The sequence below is a fragment of the Neorhizobium sp. AL 9.2.2 genome (assembly GCF_013317225.1).
Classification (GTDB): Bacteria; Pseudomonadota; Alphaproteobacteria; order Rhizobiales; family Rhizobiaceae; genus Neorhizobium; species Neorhizobium soli.
Window position 1 is genome coordinate 67581 of sequence record NZ_JAALXU010000011.1, and the last position, 16489, is coordinate 84069.

The 16489-nt window shown below is 54.6% G+C and carries 9 protein-coding genes and 3 pseudogenes; 7 read left to right on the forward strand and 5 right to left on the reverse strand.

Annotated elements, in window-relative coordinates:
* Window positions 1–153: 153 nt before the first annotated feature.
* The 5 genes and pseudogenes from G6K99_RS22770 to G6K99_RS22790 form a co-directional block, all read left to right on the forward strand.
* Window positions 154–1233 carry a cytochrome P450 gene (locus G6K99_RS22770; protein WP_174198053.1) on the forward strand — a complete coding sequence of 360 codons (1080 nt, stop codon included), beginning with the start codon at window positions 154–156 and terminating at the stop codon, window positions 1231–1233.
* A 197-nt stretch (window positions 1234–1430) separates the two neighbouring features.
* Window positions 1431–2645: a cytochrome P450 gene (locus G6K99_RS22775; protein ID WP_174198054.1), complete on the forward strand. Its 1215-nt coding sequence runs from the start codon at window positions 1431–1433 to the stop codon at window positions 2643–2645.
* 600 nt (window positions 2646–3245) lie between these two features.
* Window positions 3246–3961, forward strand: a pseudogene (locus G6K99_RS22780) (response regulator).
* 329 nt (window positions 3962–4290) lie between these two features.
* The gene (locus G6K99_RS22785; protein ID WP_174198059.1) at window positions 4291–5361 is read left to right on the forward strand and encodes a ketopantoate reductase family protein; all 1071 of its coding nucleotides are present in this window, start codon (window positions 4291–4293) and stop codon (window positions 5359–5361) included.
* A gap of 61 nt (window positions 5362–5422) precedes the next feature.
* Window positions 5423–6478, forward strand: a pseudogene (locus G6K99_RS22790) (IS3 family transposase); the annotation flags it as partial.
* Here the strand turns inward: G6K99_RS22790 and G6K99_RS22795 are convergent.
* The 3 genes from G6K99_RS22795 to G6K99_RS22805 form a co-directional block, all read right to left on the reverse strand.
* The gene (locus G6K99_RS22795; RefSeq protein WP_174198060.1) at window positions 6428–8950 is read right to left on the reverse strand and encodes a two-component system VirA-like sensor kinase; all 2523 of its coding nucleotides are present in this window, start codon (window positions 8948–8950) and stop codon (window positions 6428–6430) included. The pseudogene G6K99_RS22790 and the gene G6K99_RS22795 sit on opposite strands and share 51 nt — an antisense overlap.
* A complete protein-coding gene (locus G6K99_RS22800) occupies window positions 8907–9902 on the reverse strand; it encodes a cytochrome-c peroxidase (protein ID WP_174198061.1) in 996 nt (331 codons plus the stop codon). Before G6K99_RS22800 ends, G6K99_RS22795 begins: the two co-directional genes overlap by 44 nt.
* Before the next feature lie 1165 nt (window positions 9903–11067).
* Window positions 11068–12399, reverse strand: a complete 1332-nt coding sequence (locus G6K99_RS22805; protein ID WP_174198062.1) for an MFS transporter — start codon at window positions 12397–12399, stop codon at window positions 11068–11070.
* Between the two features lie 547 nt (window positions 12400–12946).
* Here G6K99_RS22805 and G6K99_RS22810 point away from each other — a divergent pair.
* Window positions 12947–13222 carry a hypothetical protein gene (locus G6K99_RS22810; protein WP_174198063.1) on the forward strand — a complete coding sequence of 92 codons (276 nt, stop codon included), beginning with the start codon at window positions 12947–12949 and terminating at the stop codon, window positions 13220–13222.
* Window positions 13223–14140: 918 nt separating this feature from the next.
* Here G6K99_RS22810 and G6K99_RS22815 read toward each other — a convergent pair.
* Window positions 14141–14355, reverse strand: a pseudogene (locus G6K99_RS22815) (IS3 family transposase); the annotation flags it as partial.
* Between the two features lie 142 nt (window positions 14356–14497).
* Window positions 14498–14701: a transposase gene (locus tag G6K99_RS23620; protein WP_174198064.1), complete on the reverse strand. Its 204-nt coding sequence runs from the start codon at window positions 14699–14701 to the stop codon at window positions 14498–14500.
* 373 nt (window positions 14702–15074) lie between these two features.
* Between G6K99_RS23620 and G6K99_RS22825 the strand changes: the two genes are divergently transcribed.
* Window positions 15075–16358, forward strand: a complete 1284-nt coding sequence (locus tag G6K99_RS22825; RefSeq protein WP_174198065.1) for a condensation domain-containing protein — start codon at window positions 15075–15077, stop codon at window positions 16356–16358.
* The last annotated feature ends 131 nt before the right edge of the window (window positions 16359–16489 follow it).

Below are 16489 nucleotides of genomic sequence, written 5' to 3' on the forward strand. Positions count from 1 at the left end.
GATCTTGCGATCTCGAAAGGCGAAGACCCAGTGTTAGACAACATTCGTACTATCCCTGTCGTAGCGTCATCCGATCTTGAATCCGACGTACACGGAACATTGTCCCGATATCGCCAGACCCATCCGTTTATTGCGCTCGACACAGGCGGATACATGGTCCTTCGCTATGACGATGTCAGTCGTCTCATGCGTGACTCGCGGTTGCAGGCAACCGAAACGGCGATGCCGGCTCAGGCCGGGATCATGCAGGGTGCCCTGTTCGACATTTTCCAGCACGGCATGCTGACGGCCAATGGCGATGTTCATGCGCGCCGTCGCTCACCCCTGTCGAGATCTCTGGCGCATCAGATGGCGGAAGAGTTTCGACAGCATGTGCGTCGCTCGGCCGATGCCCTGATCGATGCATGTTATGACAGCGGAAGTCTGGACCTGACGTCCGGCTATGCCGCCAAGCTTCCGATCCTTGCGCTGGCCGGTCTGCTCGAGATCCCGGACGCGGACGTCTCGTCCTTCATGCAGCACGTTCATGCGATGAACGAGTTCTTTCGGCCTGGCCCGACGGAGCGAGCCGTCGCAGAGGCCGAACATGCAGCACTTCGGCTGCGAAGCTATCTCGATCGCCATATGAAGCACCCGGAGGCTTGCAGGCCGGAGAGTTTCCTCTACCGCTACCTGGCGCTTTCGCAGGCTGATGGACTGACAAGGCTGGAAGCCCTGGTGCAGATCGTCCAGCTCATCATCGGCGGGACGGAGTCAGTCAGAACAGCGCTTGTTGCGCAGACTGTGCACCTTCTTTCCGAGCCGGAACAATGGAGCGTCGTCTGCGCTGACCCGACACTCGTGCCGAATGCCGTTGCCGAGGGCCTGCGCTTCGAGCCAGGCATCGCAGGTGTCGTACGGGTCTCCGTCGAGGAGATCGACATCGATGGCTGGAGATTGCCATCAGGGCAACTGGTGATCTTGTCGACCCTGTCTGCCCTGCGTGACGAACGTGTCTTCGATCGAGCCGATGCCTTCGATATCTCGCGGCCGAACCTGAAGCTGGCGCGGCTGGCCTTCGGGGGCGGGGCCCATCAATGCGTCGCCGACGCGCTCGGAAGGGCCGAGCTGGAAGAAGGTCTATCTGTCCTGGTGGAGCGACTTCTCGGCCTTCGGCTGGACAGCGAACCGGCATTTCATGGCCACCACTTCGTCCGCAAGACGACCGGCTGCCCGGTCCGCTGGCAGCTGTGATTGCCACGGCGCGGTCCTCTCCGAGGCGAACGGCCGGACTGCACACATTCTCAGTACGCGCTTCGGAAGCCAGCTGAAGCGGGTCGCCGTGGTGCAGGCTGTCCTACAGATGAAACCGCATTGTCGCGTCTTGAAAGAACCCAGCATCACGAGTGCCCAAGAACCGGCTTGCTCAATGAAAGAGGCCTCCCTTCACCATGCCCATGCCATCCAGAAACAATGCATCCCCACCCGTTCTGACCTTCGCGGCTCTCAACGCCGCACCCCACGAACTCTACAGGGATCTGCGTCCCGAATTTCCGTTTGTTCAACGCGAAGACGGCGCATTCCTCGTGCTGCGCGCGGATGATGTCCAAAGTCTGGTCAGCGATCCCCGCACGCGGCAGATCGAGACGGAGCTTTTGCGGATGAGGGGTATTGCCAGCGGCCCGGTCATGGAGCTGGTGTCGAACAGCATGCTGTTTTCGAACGGCGATACGCACCGGCGCCGGCGTCAGCCTTTGTCGCGCAGCTTTGCCTTCCGGATGATGGAAGGTCTGCGCCCCAGCGTCCGGTCGCTCGCCGACGAACTCGTGGCGACGTCGCTCTGCGATGGAGAGATGCGTCTGCGGGACGATTATGCTGCCGCTATTCCGGCGATCACCATCGCTTCGATCCTCGGTATTCCGAGGTCCGACGTTCCGCTCTTTACCTCCATGGCTTACAGGGTCTCGAAGGTGCTGACGACCTCTTGGACGCAAGCAGACCTGCCGGACATTGAGGCAGCCACCAGCGAGCTTTCCGCCTATGTCGCAGCACTGATTGACGATCGCCGCCGGCAGCCGCAGGGGGATTTTCTGTCGGACTACGTCGCAAGCGTCGATCAGGCGGGAGAGCTATCGGCGGTGGAAGCCATCATGCAGATCGTCTCAGTCGTACTGGGCGGAACCGACACGACGCGGGCTGCAATCGTCATCATGGTCGGGCTTCTGCTCGATCGGCGGGACGGCTTGTGGCAGGTCTTGCGCGACCGGCCGGCACTGGTGCCGGCTGCGGTGCTGGAATCGCTCCGGTATGAGCCGGCCGTGGCATCGATCCCGCGGCTCTCCGTCGAGGATATCTGCCTCGACGATTATGTGATCCCGAAGGGGAGACCGGTCATCCTCTCCACCATGTCGGGCCTCAGGGATCCTCAGATCTTCGCGGATCCGGATCAGTTCAATCTCTTGCGCCCGGTGGGCAGGTGGCACCCCGTGTTCGGTGGTGGAGAGCACAGGTGCTTGGGTGAAGCGCTGGCAAGGATCGAGATGGAAGAAGCGTTGGCTGCCCTTTGCACGTCCCTTCCAAGACTCCAAACACAGGACCAGAGCCTGCGCATCCACGGACACGCTGGCATCCGCCAGGTCGAAGAGCTCGTCGTTCGGTGGCGCTAGCCGGAAAGGCTTCGTGGCGAGCGCGGCGAAGCTGCCGCTGCACGCATCTCAATCCGGTCCCTTTCTTTTTCTGCGGAGTAGGTAGTTGTTTTTAGCACTGAAATTTCTCGGCCGTTCTGCACTCAGCCTTCATCGAGGACTGGACAGCATCGATTACCGACGGGTGACGATCGTCATCTTAGAGGCGTTCGGTTCTGCGGCTGCTGCGTCCATTTATTGGTCACCGTATTTTCCCCTTCCGGGTGATGTTGTGGGCCGGGAGGAAGGGGAAGTCACTAAGGAATGCCGTGACGGCAGCCCAGAGTGATAAGCGGTTATACGATCACTATTAAATGATAAAAATGATAAAAATGATCATTGTAGTAATTTAATGGTCGAGNTATCGTGAGTCATTCTCATAATATAGAAGGATTGGCGCGATGAGCATTTTGCTCGAAGGCCTGACCTGCAGATGCCGCAAACAGAAGCAGGAGATGTGGACACACAGTGACCGGATGTTCGGCAGGCGACGTCTCGAAGCGTTATGGCTTCCTGAGGGAGGCCGGCGTTCCGGCCATCCAATGCTGACGCAGCCGCTCGTGGCGCCATGGGAGCACTGACGTGAAGCACGTACTGGTCATCGACGACGATCTCGCCATCCGCAGCCTGCTGACAGACTATCTCTCCCAGCATGCCCTGAGAGTAACCGGGCTCAGCGGCAGCCAGGACTTGCAAAGAGTTCTCAGCACGGACGAAGTGGACCTGTTGATCGTGGATCTCAACCTTGGGCGGGAAGACGGTCTGGATATCGTGCGCAAGCTTTCAAGCACATCGGATTGCCCGATCATCATCATCAGCGGAGATCGCCTGGAAGAGGCCGACAAGGTGGTCGGGCTGGAACTCGGCGCTGTCGACTACATCACCAAGCCTTTCGGAACCCGGGAGCTGCTGGCCCGCGTGCGGTCGTCGCTGCGCGAGCGACCCGCCATCGGCATAAAGAAAGACAGGACCGTTTACGAGTTCGACGGATGGGAGCTCAACATCAAGCGTCGCAGGCTTGTCTATGACGGCGAGGAGGTGAAGCTCACTGCCGGCGAATTCAACCTGCTGACGGCGTTCCTCCGATCGCCGCGCCAGATCCTGTCCCGAGAGCAGCTCCTTTCGGCAAGTCGTGTCCACAATGAAGAGGTCTTCGATCGCAGCATCGACGTCCTGATCCTTCGTTTGCGCCGAAAGCTTGAGGTCGACCCTGCCAAGCGAGCCTGATCAAGACCGAACGCGGTGCCGGTTATCTGTTCGATGCCGAGGTAAAGGTAATGCACCGCACCAAGAGGTAAGGCTCATCGAAGCCCCGCCTCCGCACCCAGAGAGCGTCGAGTGGGGACGCGGCCAGCTGTTGTAACAGGACATCTGGACGTGCTTTGCGATCTTGCACAGCTACAGGTGCCGGGCTGTCGTGGTTAGGAGCCGGCGTGCAGTGAGGCTGCGGATGAAAGACTGTGCTACCTTTATGTGTCTGGTCGAAAGCCTTCAAATACGCTCCAATCGTCTATGGTGGCATCACAACGCGGCGGCTGAATGGCACTTGTAGCGCCATAGTACCAAGTTGAAATTCGATAGACATCTCTCAAAGCCACTGTCCACCATCTCAACGATTGGAAAATAGATGGTCCAGGTAATGCAACAAAGAGAGAAAGGTCCCACCATTTGCGTGGCCGGTGCGGGAGCGATTGGATTGACGCTCGCTGCGCGTCTAATGCTTGGTGGTTATTCCGTCGGCTTGATCGCGCGGGAGGATGGTGCCTCATTCATCAGGAAGAATGGCCTGCGACTGGTGGACAAAGATGGATGCTACCACTTGCAGGCTGATGTTGGCGTGGCTGCCGAGTTCAAACGGGCTGATATATTATTCCTTTGCTCGAAATCTCATGATCTGCCCGAGCTCGCTGTTTCCATCCGTCATATCATTTCGTCGAGTACGATCGTTATCCCAGTAATCAACGGCTTGCCTTGGTGGTACTTCGACGGTGTAAACGGTAACTGGGACGGTGCGCAGCTACACTCCGCGGATCCTAGCAACGTGTTGAAGCGGATCGTACCTTCTCGTCAGATCGTTGGTTCGACCACTTTGATAACAGCCGAACGGATTGACCGGGGATCTTCAACCACGTTCAACCCTTTGCAGATGACGCTTGGTGAGTTGGACGACCGCGTGACACCTAGACTAGGTGAAGTGATGTCGGTCCTTGAGAAAGCCGGTATCGTCACACGCGTCGCACCGCGTATAAGGGACGCGGTATGGACGAAGGTGGTGAGAAATCTGATCTCCAACCCACTTACGGCTATAACCGGGGCGACATTGCGGGAAAATTTCGCAGATGAATTTTTAGCAGGTGTTAGTGGTCAGATGCTCTGCGAGGTCCTCCCAGTGGTCCGAGCCTATGGAGCATCACTCGAAACGGATCCAGGCTCGATAATGGAGCTGGGACAAAAGATGGGAGACGTGAGGACATCCATGTTGCAGGACTTGGAACGTGGGCGAAAGTTGGAGCTTGCAACCATCTGCGATGCAGTCATCGAACTCGCTCAAGCGAAGGGAATTGCGATGCCGGTTATTCACGCAATTAGCAACATCGCCCACTACAGGGATTCGCGCGAACAGAAAGCCGCTGTTGAGGCTTCAGTGGTAAATCAAGCCTACGCCAACCGCCCAGAGAATGTTCCGGCTCAACGCTAACCAAGTTGCGGTCAGCGTTGATGCAGGTCTTAGCACTGACGACCTCGCGGGGCCGATTGGAATTTCGTTCATCGACGAACAGCGTGGTGTTTTCAGGGTCGAGCCGATCTGCAGACTTTTGCCGATCGCCCCATAGACCTACTATGAGGATGTCGCCAAACGTCTGGAAGTGGATCGCTTGCGATCCGTGCGCGCAGCGTTATCGGCCTGAAGATCGAGATACGTCGTGTCTTCGAACAGAACTTCCGCCTCTATGGCGTTCGTACGTTCGTAAGGTCTGGCGGCAATTGTAGCGTGAAGGCTTTGACCTCGCCCGTGCAGTATTGTCAGGCTTATGAGGTCGATGATCCAGCAAAGGCCTCATTCGAGGAAAGCCGATCCGCACGACGTTCTCAGACAAGACGGCTCCAAGCCCGCTTGACCCGGTTAACCGCCAGTTCAAAGCCCTAGCACCAAACAGGCTGCGGGTTTCGGACTTCACCTACGTTGCCACATGGCAGGGTTTTGCCTACGTGGCCATGCGACAAGTGCTGCGCTTTTGTGCAGATTCCATCGACGTGTTTGCTCGTCGCTTCGTTGGATGGCGGGCGAGCCGGACGGCACATGCTGGCATTGTCCTCGATGCCATGGAGCAGGCTCTTCATGATCGGCGTCCCGCTCATGGTGGCGACCTCGTGCATCACTCGGATCGTGGCGTCCAATACGTGTCCATCCAGTATTCCGAGCGGTTGGCAGAAGCTGGGATCGAGCCCTCAGCCGGAAGCGTCGGCGACAGTTCCGACAACGCCTTCGCCGAAACGATCAACGGTCTCTACAAGGCTGAAGTCATCCATCGCCAGGGACCATGGAGGGCTTCGAAGCGGTCGAGTTCGCTACCCTGGAAGAGGTAGACTGGTTCAACCACCGGGGCCTCCTGGGGCCCATTGGAAACATACCGCCAGCCGAAGCTGAAGAGCAGTATCACGCCAGGCTGGAAGAATCAGCCATGGCCGCATATTTTAAACGGATGGCCTCCGGCAAACCCGGGGCGGTTCACGGGCATTTCTCGCTACTTGCTAGAGTCGCTTCACGACAAAGAGTGAATAATATCAGCGATGGCAAAGGCGAGAGTTTTTGAGCTAAACGGTTTCTTCAAAATGGCATCGGATTCGGTTGGACCGATCCCATCGTCGTCTTCTACGAGAAGAAGATACCGCCCGGCAGGCAACTTGGACCTGAGGGTCTTTAACGGCTGCTCAGAAGTAACAAAACCCGTGTCGATGATAAGGATATCCGGCGGCGCTCCGCTATGTTTTATCGCATCCTCCAAGACATGAAGGTCGCAATAACCAAGAGGTTCATAGCCAAGCGCTGCCACCTTCTCTTCGTACATCTCGAGTAATGATGTATCTTTTTCTAAGATCATGATCCGCTCGCCATTGCCCTTCGGTACCGCGCGGTCATCGTAAAAGCTGCGTAGGGGAAGGGGTGGCAGAGGGCTTACTGGAAAGTAAAGCTCAAAACGCGTGCCCGAGCTTGGGGAGCTTTCGACGTGGATACTTCCACCGAAACCGGAAACGATCCCGTGAACCGCAGAAAGGCCAAGGCCCGTGCCGCCCGAAGTCGATCTCGTGGTGTAAAATGGTTCGAACACGTGGGGGAGTACGTGCCGGGGAATGCCTTGCCCGTGATCCTGCACCGACAAGCAGACATACCTGCCAGGCGCGATTTCGCTATGAGAAAGAACCAGTTTTCTAGTAGATGCAACATGCTTCACCTCAACCTCAACCTCTTGATTTCGCGAAGACGCTTCCATAGCATTTTTACAAAGGTTCAAAACAAGCTGGTGCACCTGCACCGGGTTGCCTTCAATGACCGCAGGTTCGTCGCTGATACGAGCGTTCAAAGTAACCGTGCTTCCAAGAGTGACCTGGAGAAGTGGCATGATGTCGGCCACAGCCTCGGACACGTTGAAGGGCTTCATCGCGCGTTCCCTTTTACGACTGAACGTAAGGATTTGGTCGACTATATGCTTTGCTCTCTCGCCGCTTGTAAGGACCTCCTGCACGTAGTGTCGTGTCATCGACGGTTTGCTGAGCAACTGCAGCGCCATCTCACCATAGCCAAGGATCGCGCCCAGAACATTATTGAACTCATGAGCGATCCCACCGGCTAATGTGCCAACTGCCTCTAGTCTCAGAGAATGCTCGAGCCGATGTTCAAGTGCATCGTTCTCCTGTTGGCGACGGTTTGTCTCAACAAACTCCATCAGGATCTGTAAGCTTGCCTTTACCAGCGTGATTTCGTCTGCTCCGAGTTTGGATCGAGGAACGTCCAGCACGAATAGCAAAGTTGCGACAAGCCCGTCCGGCAAATGTGAACCGACGATAAAGCCAGAGATTATAGCGTTTCTGGTAAAAGTTAGCTCGTCCGTCCTCAATAGATTCACATGAATCGCATGGTCTGTGCCTGATGGAGCGACCTGGCTATGGCTCTGCAGAAAGGTTGCGAACTGGAGAGCCAGATCGCGACTGCCAGTATCGCCTTCGTCATGCAACATGTAGAGATTTCGAATGTCACTAGCGACAGTATCGATAATAGCGAAACCACAGGTCTCGGAGCTAAAAAAGCAGTTGAGCACCTTCAGGGCTCGCTCCATGAACTCTGGAAAATCACGCGGAGCGGCGTTGAACATGTCAGCTTTGATGTCTGCGACTACTTGCTCAAAATGCAGTCGACGTTTTAGTCGCTTTGTTTGCTTGCGGAGACGGTAGACGAGCACAAAGACGTAGATACAGAGGCCAATAGCGGTGACTCCCAAGAGCATACGGCTTGCCGCCGCCTTTGAGTTCGCTTCTGCGGCGACCTCAAGATATCGTGATTGAAGCAGCCCCGCTCGCGCCGGAGTGGGCGATGCTTGAACCATGTCGACCTTCTCGTCCACAGTTGGTAGTATGGAGAGGATCATGTTGGCGTGCGCAGTAAGGGTCTGCGCCTCTCTGGATGAAGTAGACACAGCCGTTGCCGCGTTCAACTGATTGAGGCGCGTGGCTATTGCGTCTCTCAAATCCGCAGTCGGACCAGTTGAGAACCTGAGCATCAAGTTCCCCAAATCTCCGACTTGCGCCAAAGCCAGTTTTACTTGTGGACTGAAAGATTGATGTAGCTCTGTGAGTGTCTGGCCAAATACCGAAATAGAGTTTTGAAGCAAAGCATTTCGTGTCTTAAACTTCTCAATTAGAGCCTCGTCGGCCTCAATACCTGACTGAAGTTCAAATAAAAGTTGCTTGAGGTCGGCGCTCGACGCAATGCCTGACCCGTTAAATAGGTCACTCAGCGTAGCAACTGTGCTTCGTAAAGCAACAACCGATTCCACAAGAGGATCGTAAGACGTCAATAGACCAGCCCGAGCGCGCAGCACATCACGCTGCAACGAAGCGTGGTTTACATCGACGGCGCGTAGCGTCATCATTACAGCTTCATAAGAAGGCCTGCCTGTATCTCGTCCAGATGCAATGACGGCTAGGAATATCGCGGCAAGTGTCGCTGCTGCAATAAACCAGCCCTCACCTCTGATCCTCGTGGACCGATGTTTCGAGCCGCTTGCCATTATAGTCTCCAGTAAGGCTTTGAAGAAAGGCCACGATTGCGTCTATCTCATCTGTTGCGAGTTCTCTTCCTAACTGGGTGATTCCCATTATGGATACCGCCTCGCTTAAAGTTTCGGCCCGACCATCGTGAAAATACGGGGCCGTCACCTCAACATTTCGGAGACTGGGTACCCGAAACGTTTCTTGATCTTGTTGTGCCGCGCTTAGTGGCCACTGAGGAGTTTTCGAGGCGGGCAGATCGACAGTTGTTGGATCCGCGAAGACTCCGAAAATCTGAAACATGTTGCCGCCAACGTTTGAGCCCTGATGGCAAGAGACACAGCCGTACTCTTTGAAAAGCTTGTATCCATACTGCTGGCTTGACGTGATTGCGTCGCGCTCGCCCTGCAGAAAGCGGTCAAAGGGCGCGTTTGGTGTTGCGAGCGACCGTTGGAACGCGACAAGCGCGTCCAAAACGGCTTCTCGCTTGGGTTGGCTATTGTAAACTGACGCGAACTGCGTTCGGTAGAATGGCGTGGCGCTCAGTCGCGGTATTAGTGTTTCCCAGTCGTTCGCCATCAGGTTCGTGTCTAAAAGAACATTCTCGTTCTGAACCTCCAAAGAGGTATGTTTGCCACGCCAGCCCAGCCTGTAATTGTTGCCTACGTTAAAGATCGTCGGCGCATTGAAAGCGTGCATTCGGCCTTCATATCCAACTGTGCGTTGAGCCCGGATCGTTCCTCCAGTAGCAAGGTCATGGCAGGAACTACAAGCCAAGGTTTGTCGTCCGGAGAGGATTGGATCATGAAAAAGACGCCCCCCAAGGCGCACCTTAGTTTCGCTAAGTACAGGTGCAGTTGGCAGTGGAGAAAGCGGCTCGTGCTTTCGGGCAATAGCGGCTTCACCCTTGTCGTCCGCATGCAGATCAGTTGTTGAGAGTGCAAACAGAGAGAGCGCCACTAGCAAGGGCATTGATAAAATTTTCAGGCCTTTTAATTGAAGGTCCCTCCTAGCTCGATCTACCAAAACAACCTTATCGAAGATACAATCTGCCCCATCAAGCGACGAGTTATCTGGGTAGTGAGACTTGACGTACTTCGACCCTGAACATCTTCTTCGCCCCCTGCGGAGAGTGGATACGACGTGGGCGCGCAATTTCCGTACACCGATTAGTTTGGTGGTATATGGAACTGCACCTAGTTCCAGCCAAACCAACTTGTTCGTCTCATCACGCCTGTCGTCACTGAGAATAACAAACGGAGATTCTAGGTGCGCAGCGATCCGCCTAACCACCTCTCTACAGTCCGAATGACCCACATTACGGACTACGGTCACATGGTCCGGAGGGTCACATATTACGGTTCGAGACACGTTCCTGTTGTCTCGAATTGCAGTTACCCTAACAAGACATCGCGACAAGTCTGTCAGCAGAGATCGAGTTGCTTCGTCGTCATAAGCGAGGGGAACGTTCTTCACGGCTGTTTTGCTTTCTTAATGCAACACCACACGGTGCGTGTCGGCCACTGGTAATCGCGATAACGAACAGGTTTGCTATGTGAACGACGGTCTGTGTTGGATGTTGCGGGAGTACGTTTCGCTGGAATGTCAAACATCGACAGTTTGTTACATTTGAAAGCAGGGCCGGGAGGTTGTCAGAAAAGCCTTGAGCGGATTCCTTTACGGCGGGCAACTAGCGTGAACTGTAACTTTGTCGCACCCTGGGGAGTTTAAAAGGCAGATGTAGCTTTCATGAAGTTCTACCCTGGTAGTTGCGTTTTGATTGGCAACCCTGTCTCTAGCCGAGCATAAGGGCACCGCTGCCTGGGCAGTCGGCGGGATTTGACCCCTCCGGCGCAGTAGAGCGAGAGCTTCGATAAGCACAAACAGTCTCGCAGAAACAACATCGACGAGCGATTGAACGAGAGTATCGTTAACCCATCCCTTCGTATTATCAGAATATACGTGCACAGTGCCGAACGACGAGAGGTTGGCTCATTGGTTTAAAAGCGGCAGAGCACAATCCGTCGTGAAGCTCAGTCGCAAGGCGCTAACAGTCGCAGGTTTACAACAACGAGGCGGCACAATCAGGCCCGGTTCGTTCTTGCCCAGGGGAACCGGTTCGAGTTCGCGCCGCGGTTCAGCGAACCGGCTCTAAATCAGGTTGCAAAATCCGGGGATGGCGACAGATGTAGCAGCCGATAGACCAGGCAAGACATGCGATGAACAGCAGGTAGTAGGCAGGTGCCATTCTGTCCAGCTTCACGAGCCAAGCAATTAGTCCCGGTGTCAGTCCTCCAAAGAAGGCATAAGCGATATTATAGGAAAAGGATATGCCAGTCATTCGTACGCGGGGCGGGAATGACAAGACCATTATGTATGGTGCAGCCGCAATGATACCGGCTGCAAAGCCCATCCAGGCATAAAGCGCGTACAAAATCGGTATCGAAAAACCCGCGAGCGAGTAGAAGATGTAACTTGCGAATGCAAATTGGATACTGCCCCCCATCAGGCTAGGTCCGATACCGATGCGGTCGATCATAAGTCCCGATATCATTGTGCCAAACATGAAAGCGAGGGTTCCGATACTGGCTGCCCACAGTGCGTGATGCGCTGAAATTCCGTAGGACGTCTGCAAGAGCGAAGCTGTCATTAGTCCTGTGATTAGGATTCCAGCTGAAATGACCCATGTGATCAGCATGCATAAGACAACAGCGTCGCGGTGTTCGCAGAGCACAGCTTTCAGTGGAAAGACCGGGACCAGTTTGTGGCGGCGCGGGAGAGACGCGAAGCCTGGCGACTCCTTCAGTTGCCATCGAATGAAGATGGCTGGAATACTGAACAGTGCACCCAATACGAAAGGGATTCGCCAGGCAAAGGCGTCCATCTGCGTGTCTGAGAACGCACATGTGACAAAAGCAACGACTGCGGAAGCCAGCAAGATCCCTCCAGACAGACCAGTGGAGACAAGGCCGCAGCCAATTCCCATCCGCGGAGCCGAGGATTGTTCCGCTACCAGGGTCCATGCGCCTGGCACCTCTGCCCCGATCCCAATGCCTTGGACAACCCTGAGCAGGATCAGCATCAAAGGTGCTGCAATGCCTATCGAGGAATAGGTAGGCAAAACAGCAACCCCAAGGGTTGCGCCTGAAACGAGGACTATAGAGAACGCAAAAATATATTTGCGGCCAAACAAGTCTCCGTAGTGTGCGAGAACTACCCCTCCGAGTGGTCGAAAGAAATAGCCGGCAGCGAATATGCCAAAGCTTTGCACCGTCGCAAGCCACGGAGCTACACTCACCGGAAAAAAGAGTTTGCCAATCACTGGTGCAAGGAATGCAAAGACGACAAAATCGTAGAAAACCAGCGCGCCTCCGACTGACACAAGTCCAATAATACGGAAATTGCTGGTGGTCCGCAGGAACGTGTCCGTGCCAGCTGGTTCATCTTGTACCACTGCAGTTTTCCACATCGCAATCTCCGATCTCCCAATCGCACGCTCAAGCACGCATCAAATCGTGGGATGTTGCATTGATTTCATTCGACGCCTCCGATGTTACGAATGAAATCATCAGACTGAAGAGCCGCGCTCAGTGAAGCAGCAAGTCCTCAGGAAGGCAGTGCATGCGCCTTCGGTTCATTGCAGCGTTCCAATCACGTCCCATCTGCGCGCCCACAACGGACACGTACGCGGCCGGCTCCGATCGGGCAATGTATGACGTGTGTTACTTTCGACGCCGCCTCGCACCCGCAAAACATCAGTTACCTTCGAAACCACATGCCGGAAAACTGAAACATCGTTGAGGTGTTGCCGAGAGAATCTCATTGAAGAACAGGGTGAAATTACGCCCAGGTATTCCAGGCGTTCTCGCTCAGTGAGTTACCGCGCGTTTTGCTCCTACAGCCATCCAGGATGGGCTAACGATGATAGGTGCGCTTTGACGGTTATTAATACAACGTTTGTCCGACTTGACGCATACGTCGTTCGTGGACAAATTCAAGGTCTACTGCAGAGACCTTTGACGGGCTGGCTGCACTTTGGCGACCTGCTTGACCCTAGCAACCTGAATGAGGATCAGTCCAACACTGCGTATTTGTACATGACGAAAATGGTCATCGCGCTGAACGTCTATCACATCCTGCAGGGCTATCAATGGAAACGCATCATCAAGATTGTTGATGGCGATGTGTGCGGTGCGAAGGTCGAATTTACCTCGAAGGATGAAGCCATGAGATTCGACGTCTATCATCGATCTCTCGTCGAGCGGGCAAGCTGTTTATCTAACCCTTGCTAATTCTCAAGCTGCCGCCTTTAAGGTGAGGCAGCGAGAGACCCTTAGCTAGGAAACGAAGGAAGCACAAGTATATCATGCGCAGTTCTGGGGAACGGTAAGCCGGCCTAATCATAATCGATCGCATGATCCAAAACAAACGTGATGTTACAAGTACGCTTGGCAACTTTTGTCGGCCTTTACATAGACGTCAGATTAATGGCTGAAGTTCAATCAAGTGATAAAATCTGAGTGGTGCGATTCCCGCTCAAAAGGGGGTGGTGGCGCCACCTGTCCCTGATCATATGCAATGCTTGGCAGTTAAGGGTCACAAGCTCACGCAGACTCAAATGAGTTTACAATCCCTCCGCCGGGCCGGCCTGTTTTTTCGCAATCGTAGGCACGTACGTCGACCTGAAACGATTAAGGCCTAATTGTTGCAGATGGAACCAATTCTGCCGCCTTTGTAATTAAGCAAAAATTTTGTTTACGTATTCGACTGTAGTTGAATGAGCGCATGTGTGCCCAATACAAGGCGCTCTCAAGTGGCGGGAGACAGGCAGATGACATTGACAGATAGGCTCTCCACCTCCAACTGTGACCAGCTCTCGGATGAAGAACTTGAGGCTGCTGGTTTGATGATTCTTGATACACTGTCCTTCCAGTCAATGCCGAGAGTGTGCAGTCACGCAGGGCACTTCCACTCAAGTAAAAAGAGTTGGGACGTTGGAGGTGCTTCTACGATGCGAGGTGCTAGCTGTAGGACAGGACATGCTGCTGATACACTTGGCGACGGCGATTGAAGGCCGGCTGATTGAGAGCATACGTCAGCTGGTACTGCGGCTCCGGGGGCTTTGATAACAGACTGGTCTACTGCCAGTTTCATAGGTATCGAGTTGGGTGTTTGGACCGGACCGGGTTTGGAAGCCATTTCGTATAAAGTTATGCGGCCATGGCTGGTGCGTCCAGGCTGGCGTAATACTGCGCGTGGGCTTCCGCTGGCGGTATGTTGCCCATGGGCTCCAGAAGACTGCGGTTATTGAACCACTCGACCCATCGAGTGTGGCGAACTCCACAGCTTCGCATTTGCGCCATGGTCCTCGCCTGTAAATGACCTCTGCCTTGTGAAGACCGTTGATCCTTTCGGCGAAAGCATTGAAGCTACTATATCTGTCTAGACCCAGAAAACTGTGAAGCGGACGACGCGCAGAGATATGGGTATGTCTCTCTGATGATATATCGCTTTATGCATCGAGCGATTTCTCGCTTGGTCTTGCCTTCTGCGGTTCGACGCGCCGCTTATGTTTTGGTTCTCTCGTCAGCACGCATTCGAACGACCGCAACACGATAGATGGCCGCATTTGCCTGGCGATCTCCACCTCGATCAAGCCGCATTTGGTTGGTTTTGCCACTAGACGCCGGAATAGGGCAGAAACCGCACGTTTTTGCCAAGGCAGCTTCCTTTTTGATGCGCTCGGGATTGTCGCCTATTAGGACCAACATCGGCGACTGTCATCGTCGAGATGCCGAACGACGGCATCAATACAGGAGCCCTGTCGGTGACCACGCGGTCGAACCACAAAGAACGGCGAGCGGACTTCTGGAAACACTCTTGGAGTTAGGGCCACTCTGCATGAGGAATGCCCACAGAGGCAAGGACGTCACTGTCGCTAAATTTTCCGTACATGGCCGGCATCGCTCATTTTGGGTTACAAGAGAGAGACGCAGACTTCATACGCTGTGCCATGTACAGCTTGCCAGCCCAAAAATTAGCGAGCCGGCTGATCCATGAAATTTGCAACGTAAAGGCGTTCGATTGAAATCATTGCGATCAGCCCACATGCTACCCGCCTCCTTGTCTGGAGGATCAAACATCATGACAGGTTCTAATACCAACGAAGCAAGCTTCACAAGCGCGGAGAGGGGTCGTTCTCTCGGCGGGCAGGAGCGTTTGCTATACCTTTACTCTAAACGACACCATCGTCACTTCTGTCTCGTCGGAAAGCTCTCTGGCAATATCAGTCGGCATGACCTAGCAATAGCCCTTCGTAAAGTTCAAGCGCGTCACGCCAAACTGAGTTACTCAGTGCATGAAAGAGAGGAAGGGCCCCACTTCGTTTACAGCCCTAAAGACATCACGGTGAGGGCGCATTCTTTGAATGTAGGCTCGACCTGGCATGAGATTGTTGAGGCTGAGCTCGCAACGCCCTTCGACGCGTCGCAAGCACCGTTGGTAAGGATCACAGCTCTTCGTGAGCCGCTAAATCAACGTGAACTGACACTTGTTTTGACGTTTCATCATGCGCTTGCTGACGGTCTCTCCGCTGTGGCGTTTCTCGACGACCTTGTAGCCGCCATGAACTCCGCAGAGCTGCCACCCGTGCTGATGCGCCCATCAGTCGAACGACTACTGGAACTCGAGGCGCCCCGAGATCCATCACCTCAAGAAATTAATGTTGAAGCTGCTCCACTCGTACTGGAAGAAGTTGGTCGGGAGCCTCTTTGGCGCTCATTTGAGGGCGATACTCCGAAAGTCGGCTCAGTCGAGTGCACTGCCAATTTTACTGCAGGGGTAGTTGCTCGATGCAAACGAGAGCTTGCAACTGTACAGGGAGCACTAGCAGCAGCTTTAAGCGCTGTGAACTCCGCGCGACACGAGTGCGATGATTATGCTGTTTTGTCTCCAATCAGCGTCCGCCACTTTGCGGGAATAGATGCGTCGGATATCGGCGTCTTCCTCACAGTAGGGCTTGTTCGCTTGCCGATGAAAAGCTGTGTGCCGTTCTGGGAAAGAGCAAGGAGCTTTGGTCGCGAGCTTCAGGCGCTGCGATCAAAGGAAGCGGTCGCGCTCTCCGCGCATAAGCTCGAGAAAGCTCTACCTCCTCTGTCTACTGTGGATCATGCCTGCGGATTAATCGGCTCTATGCGCTATGATGCGGTAATTTCAAATCTTGGTGTCCTGCAAACGAGGGCGAGTAGCGAACCTGTTCAATTGCAGGCGATATGGGGTCCGATGGTGCTTGGACGAATCAAAAATGAGCGCATGATCGGGGCTTCCACCTATGGCACAACCCTACGCCTGACAGAGAGCCGCCCCGCTCACGTGGCAGGATGCCTTCCGCAGCTGATTGGTATCCTTTCTGAGGAATGCGATGTTTGACAATGCAGCGATCCACGAACGACTGGACAGCATTCTTTAACGATAGCGCCGTCTTTTGCCTGCAGCCGGCATGACAAATTTGCCTCCTCAGTGATTTGGGTTAACTACATCGCGGGCAATGTGACGGCGCG

What these genes read in the sequence shown, in the direction of transcription:
- G6K99_RS22770 (WP_174198053.1), top strand. Translation starts at nt 154, where the DNA reads ATGGTCCTTCGCTATGACGATGTCAGTCGTCTCATGCGTGACTCGCGG.
- G6K99_RS22775 (WP_174198054.1), top strand. Translation starts at nt 1,431, where the DNA reads ATGCCCATGCCATCCAGAAACAATGCATCCCCACCCGTTCTGACCTTC.
- G6K99_RS22785 (WP_174198059.1), top strand. Translation starts at nt 4,291, where the DNA reads ATGGTCCAGGTAATGCAACAAAGAGAGAAAGGTCCCACCATTTGCGTG.
- G6K99_RS22795 (WP_174198060.1), bottom strand. Translation starts at nt 8,950, where the DNA reads ATGGCAAGCGGCTCGAAACATCGGTCCACGAGGATCAGAGGTGAGGGC.
- G6K99_RS22800 (WP_174198061.1), bottom strand. Translation starts at nt 9,902, where the DNA reads ATGCCCTTGCTAGTGGCGCTCTCTCTGTTTGCACTCTCAACAACTGAT.
- G6K99_RS22805 (WP_174198062.1), bottom strand. Translation starts at nt 12,399, where the DNA reads ATGTGGAAAACTGCAGTGGTACAAGATGAACCAGCTGGCACGGACACG.
- G6K99_RS23620 (WP_174198064.1), bottom strand. Translation starts at nt 14,701, where the DNA reads ATGTTGGTCCTAATAGGCGACAATCCCGAGCGCATCAAAAAGGAAGCT.
- G6K99_RS22825 (WP_174198065.1), top strand. Translation starts at nt 15,075, where the DNA reads ATGACAGGTTCTAATACCAACGAAGCAAGCTTCACAAGCGCGGAGAGG.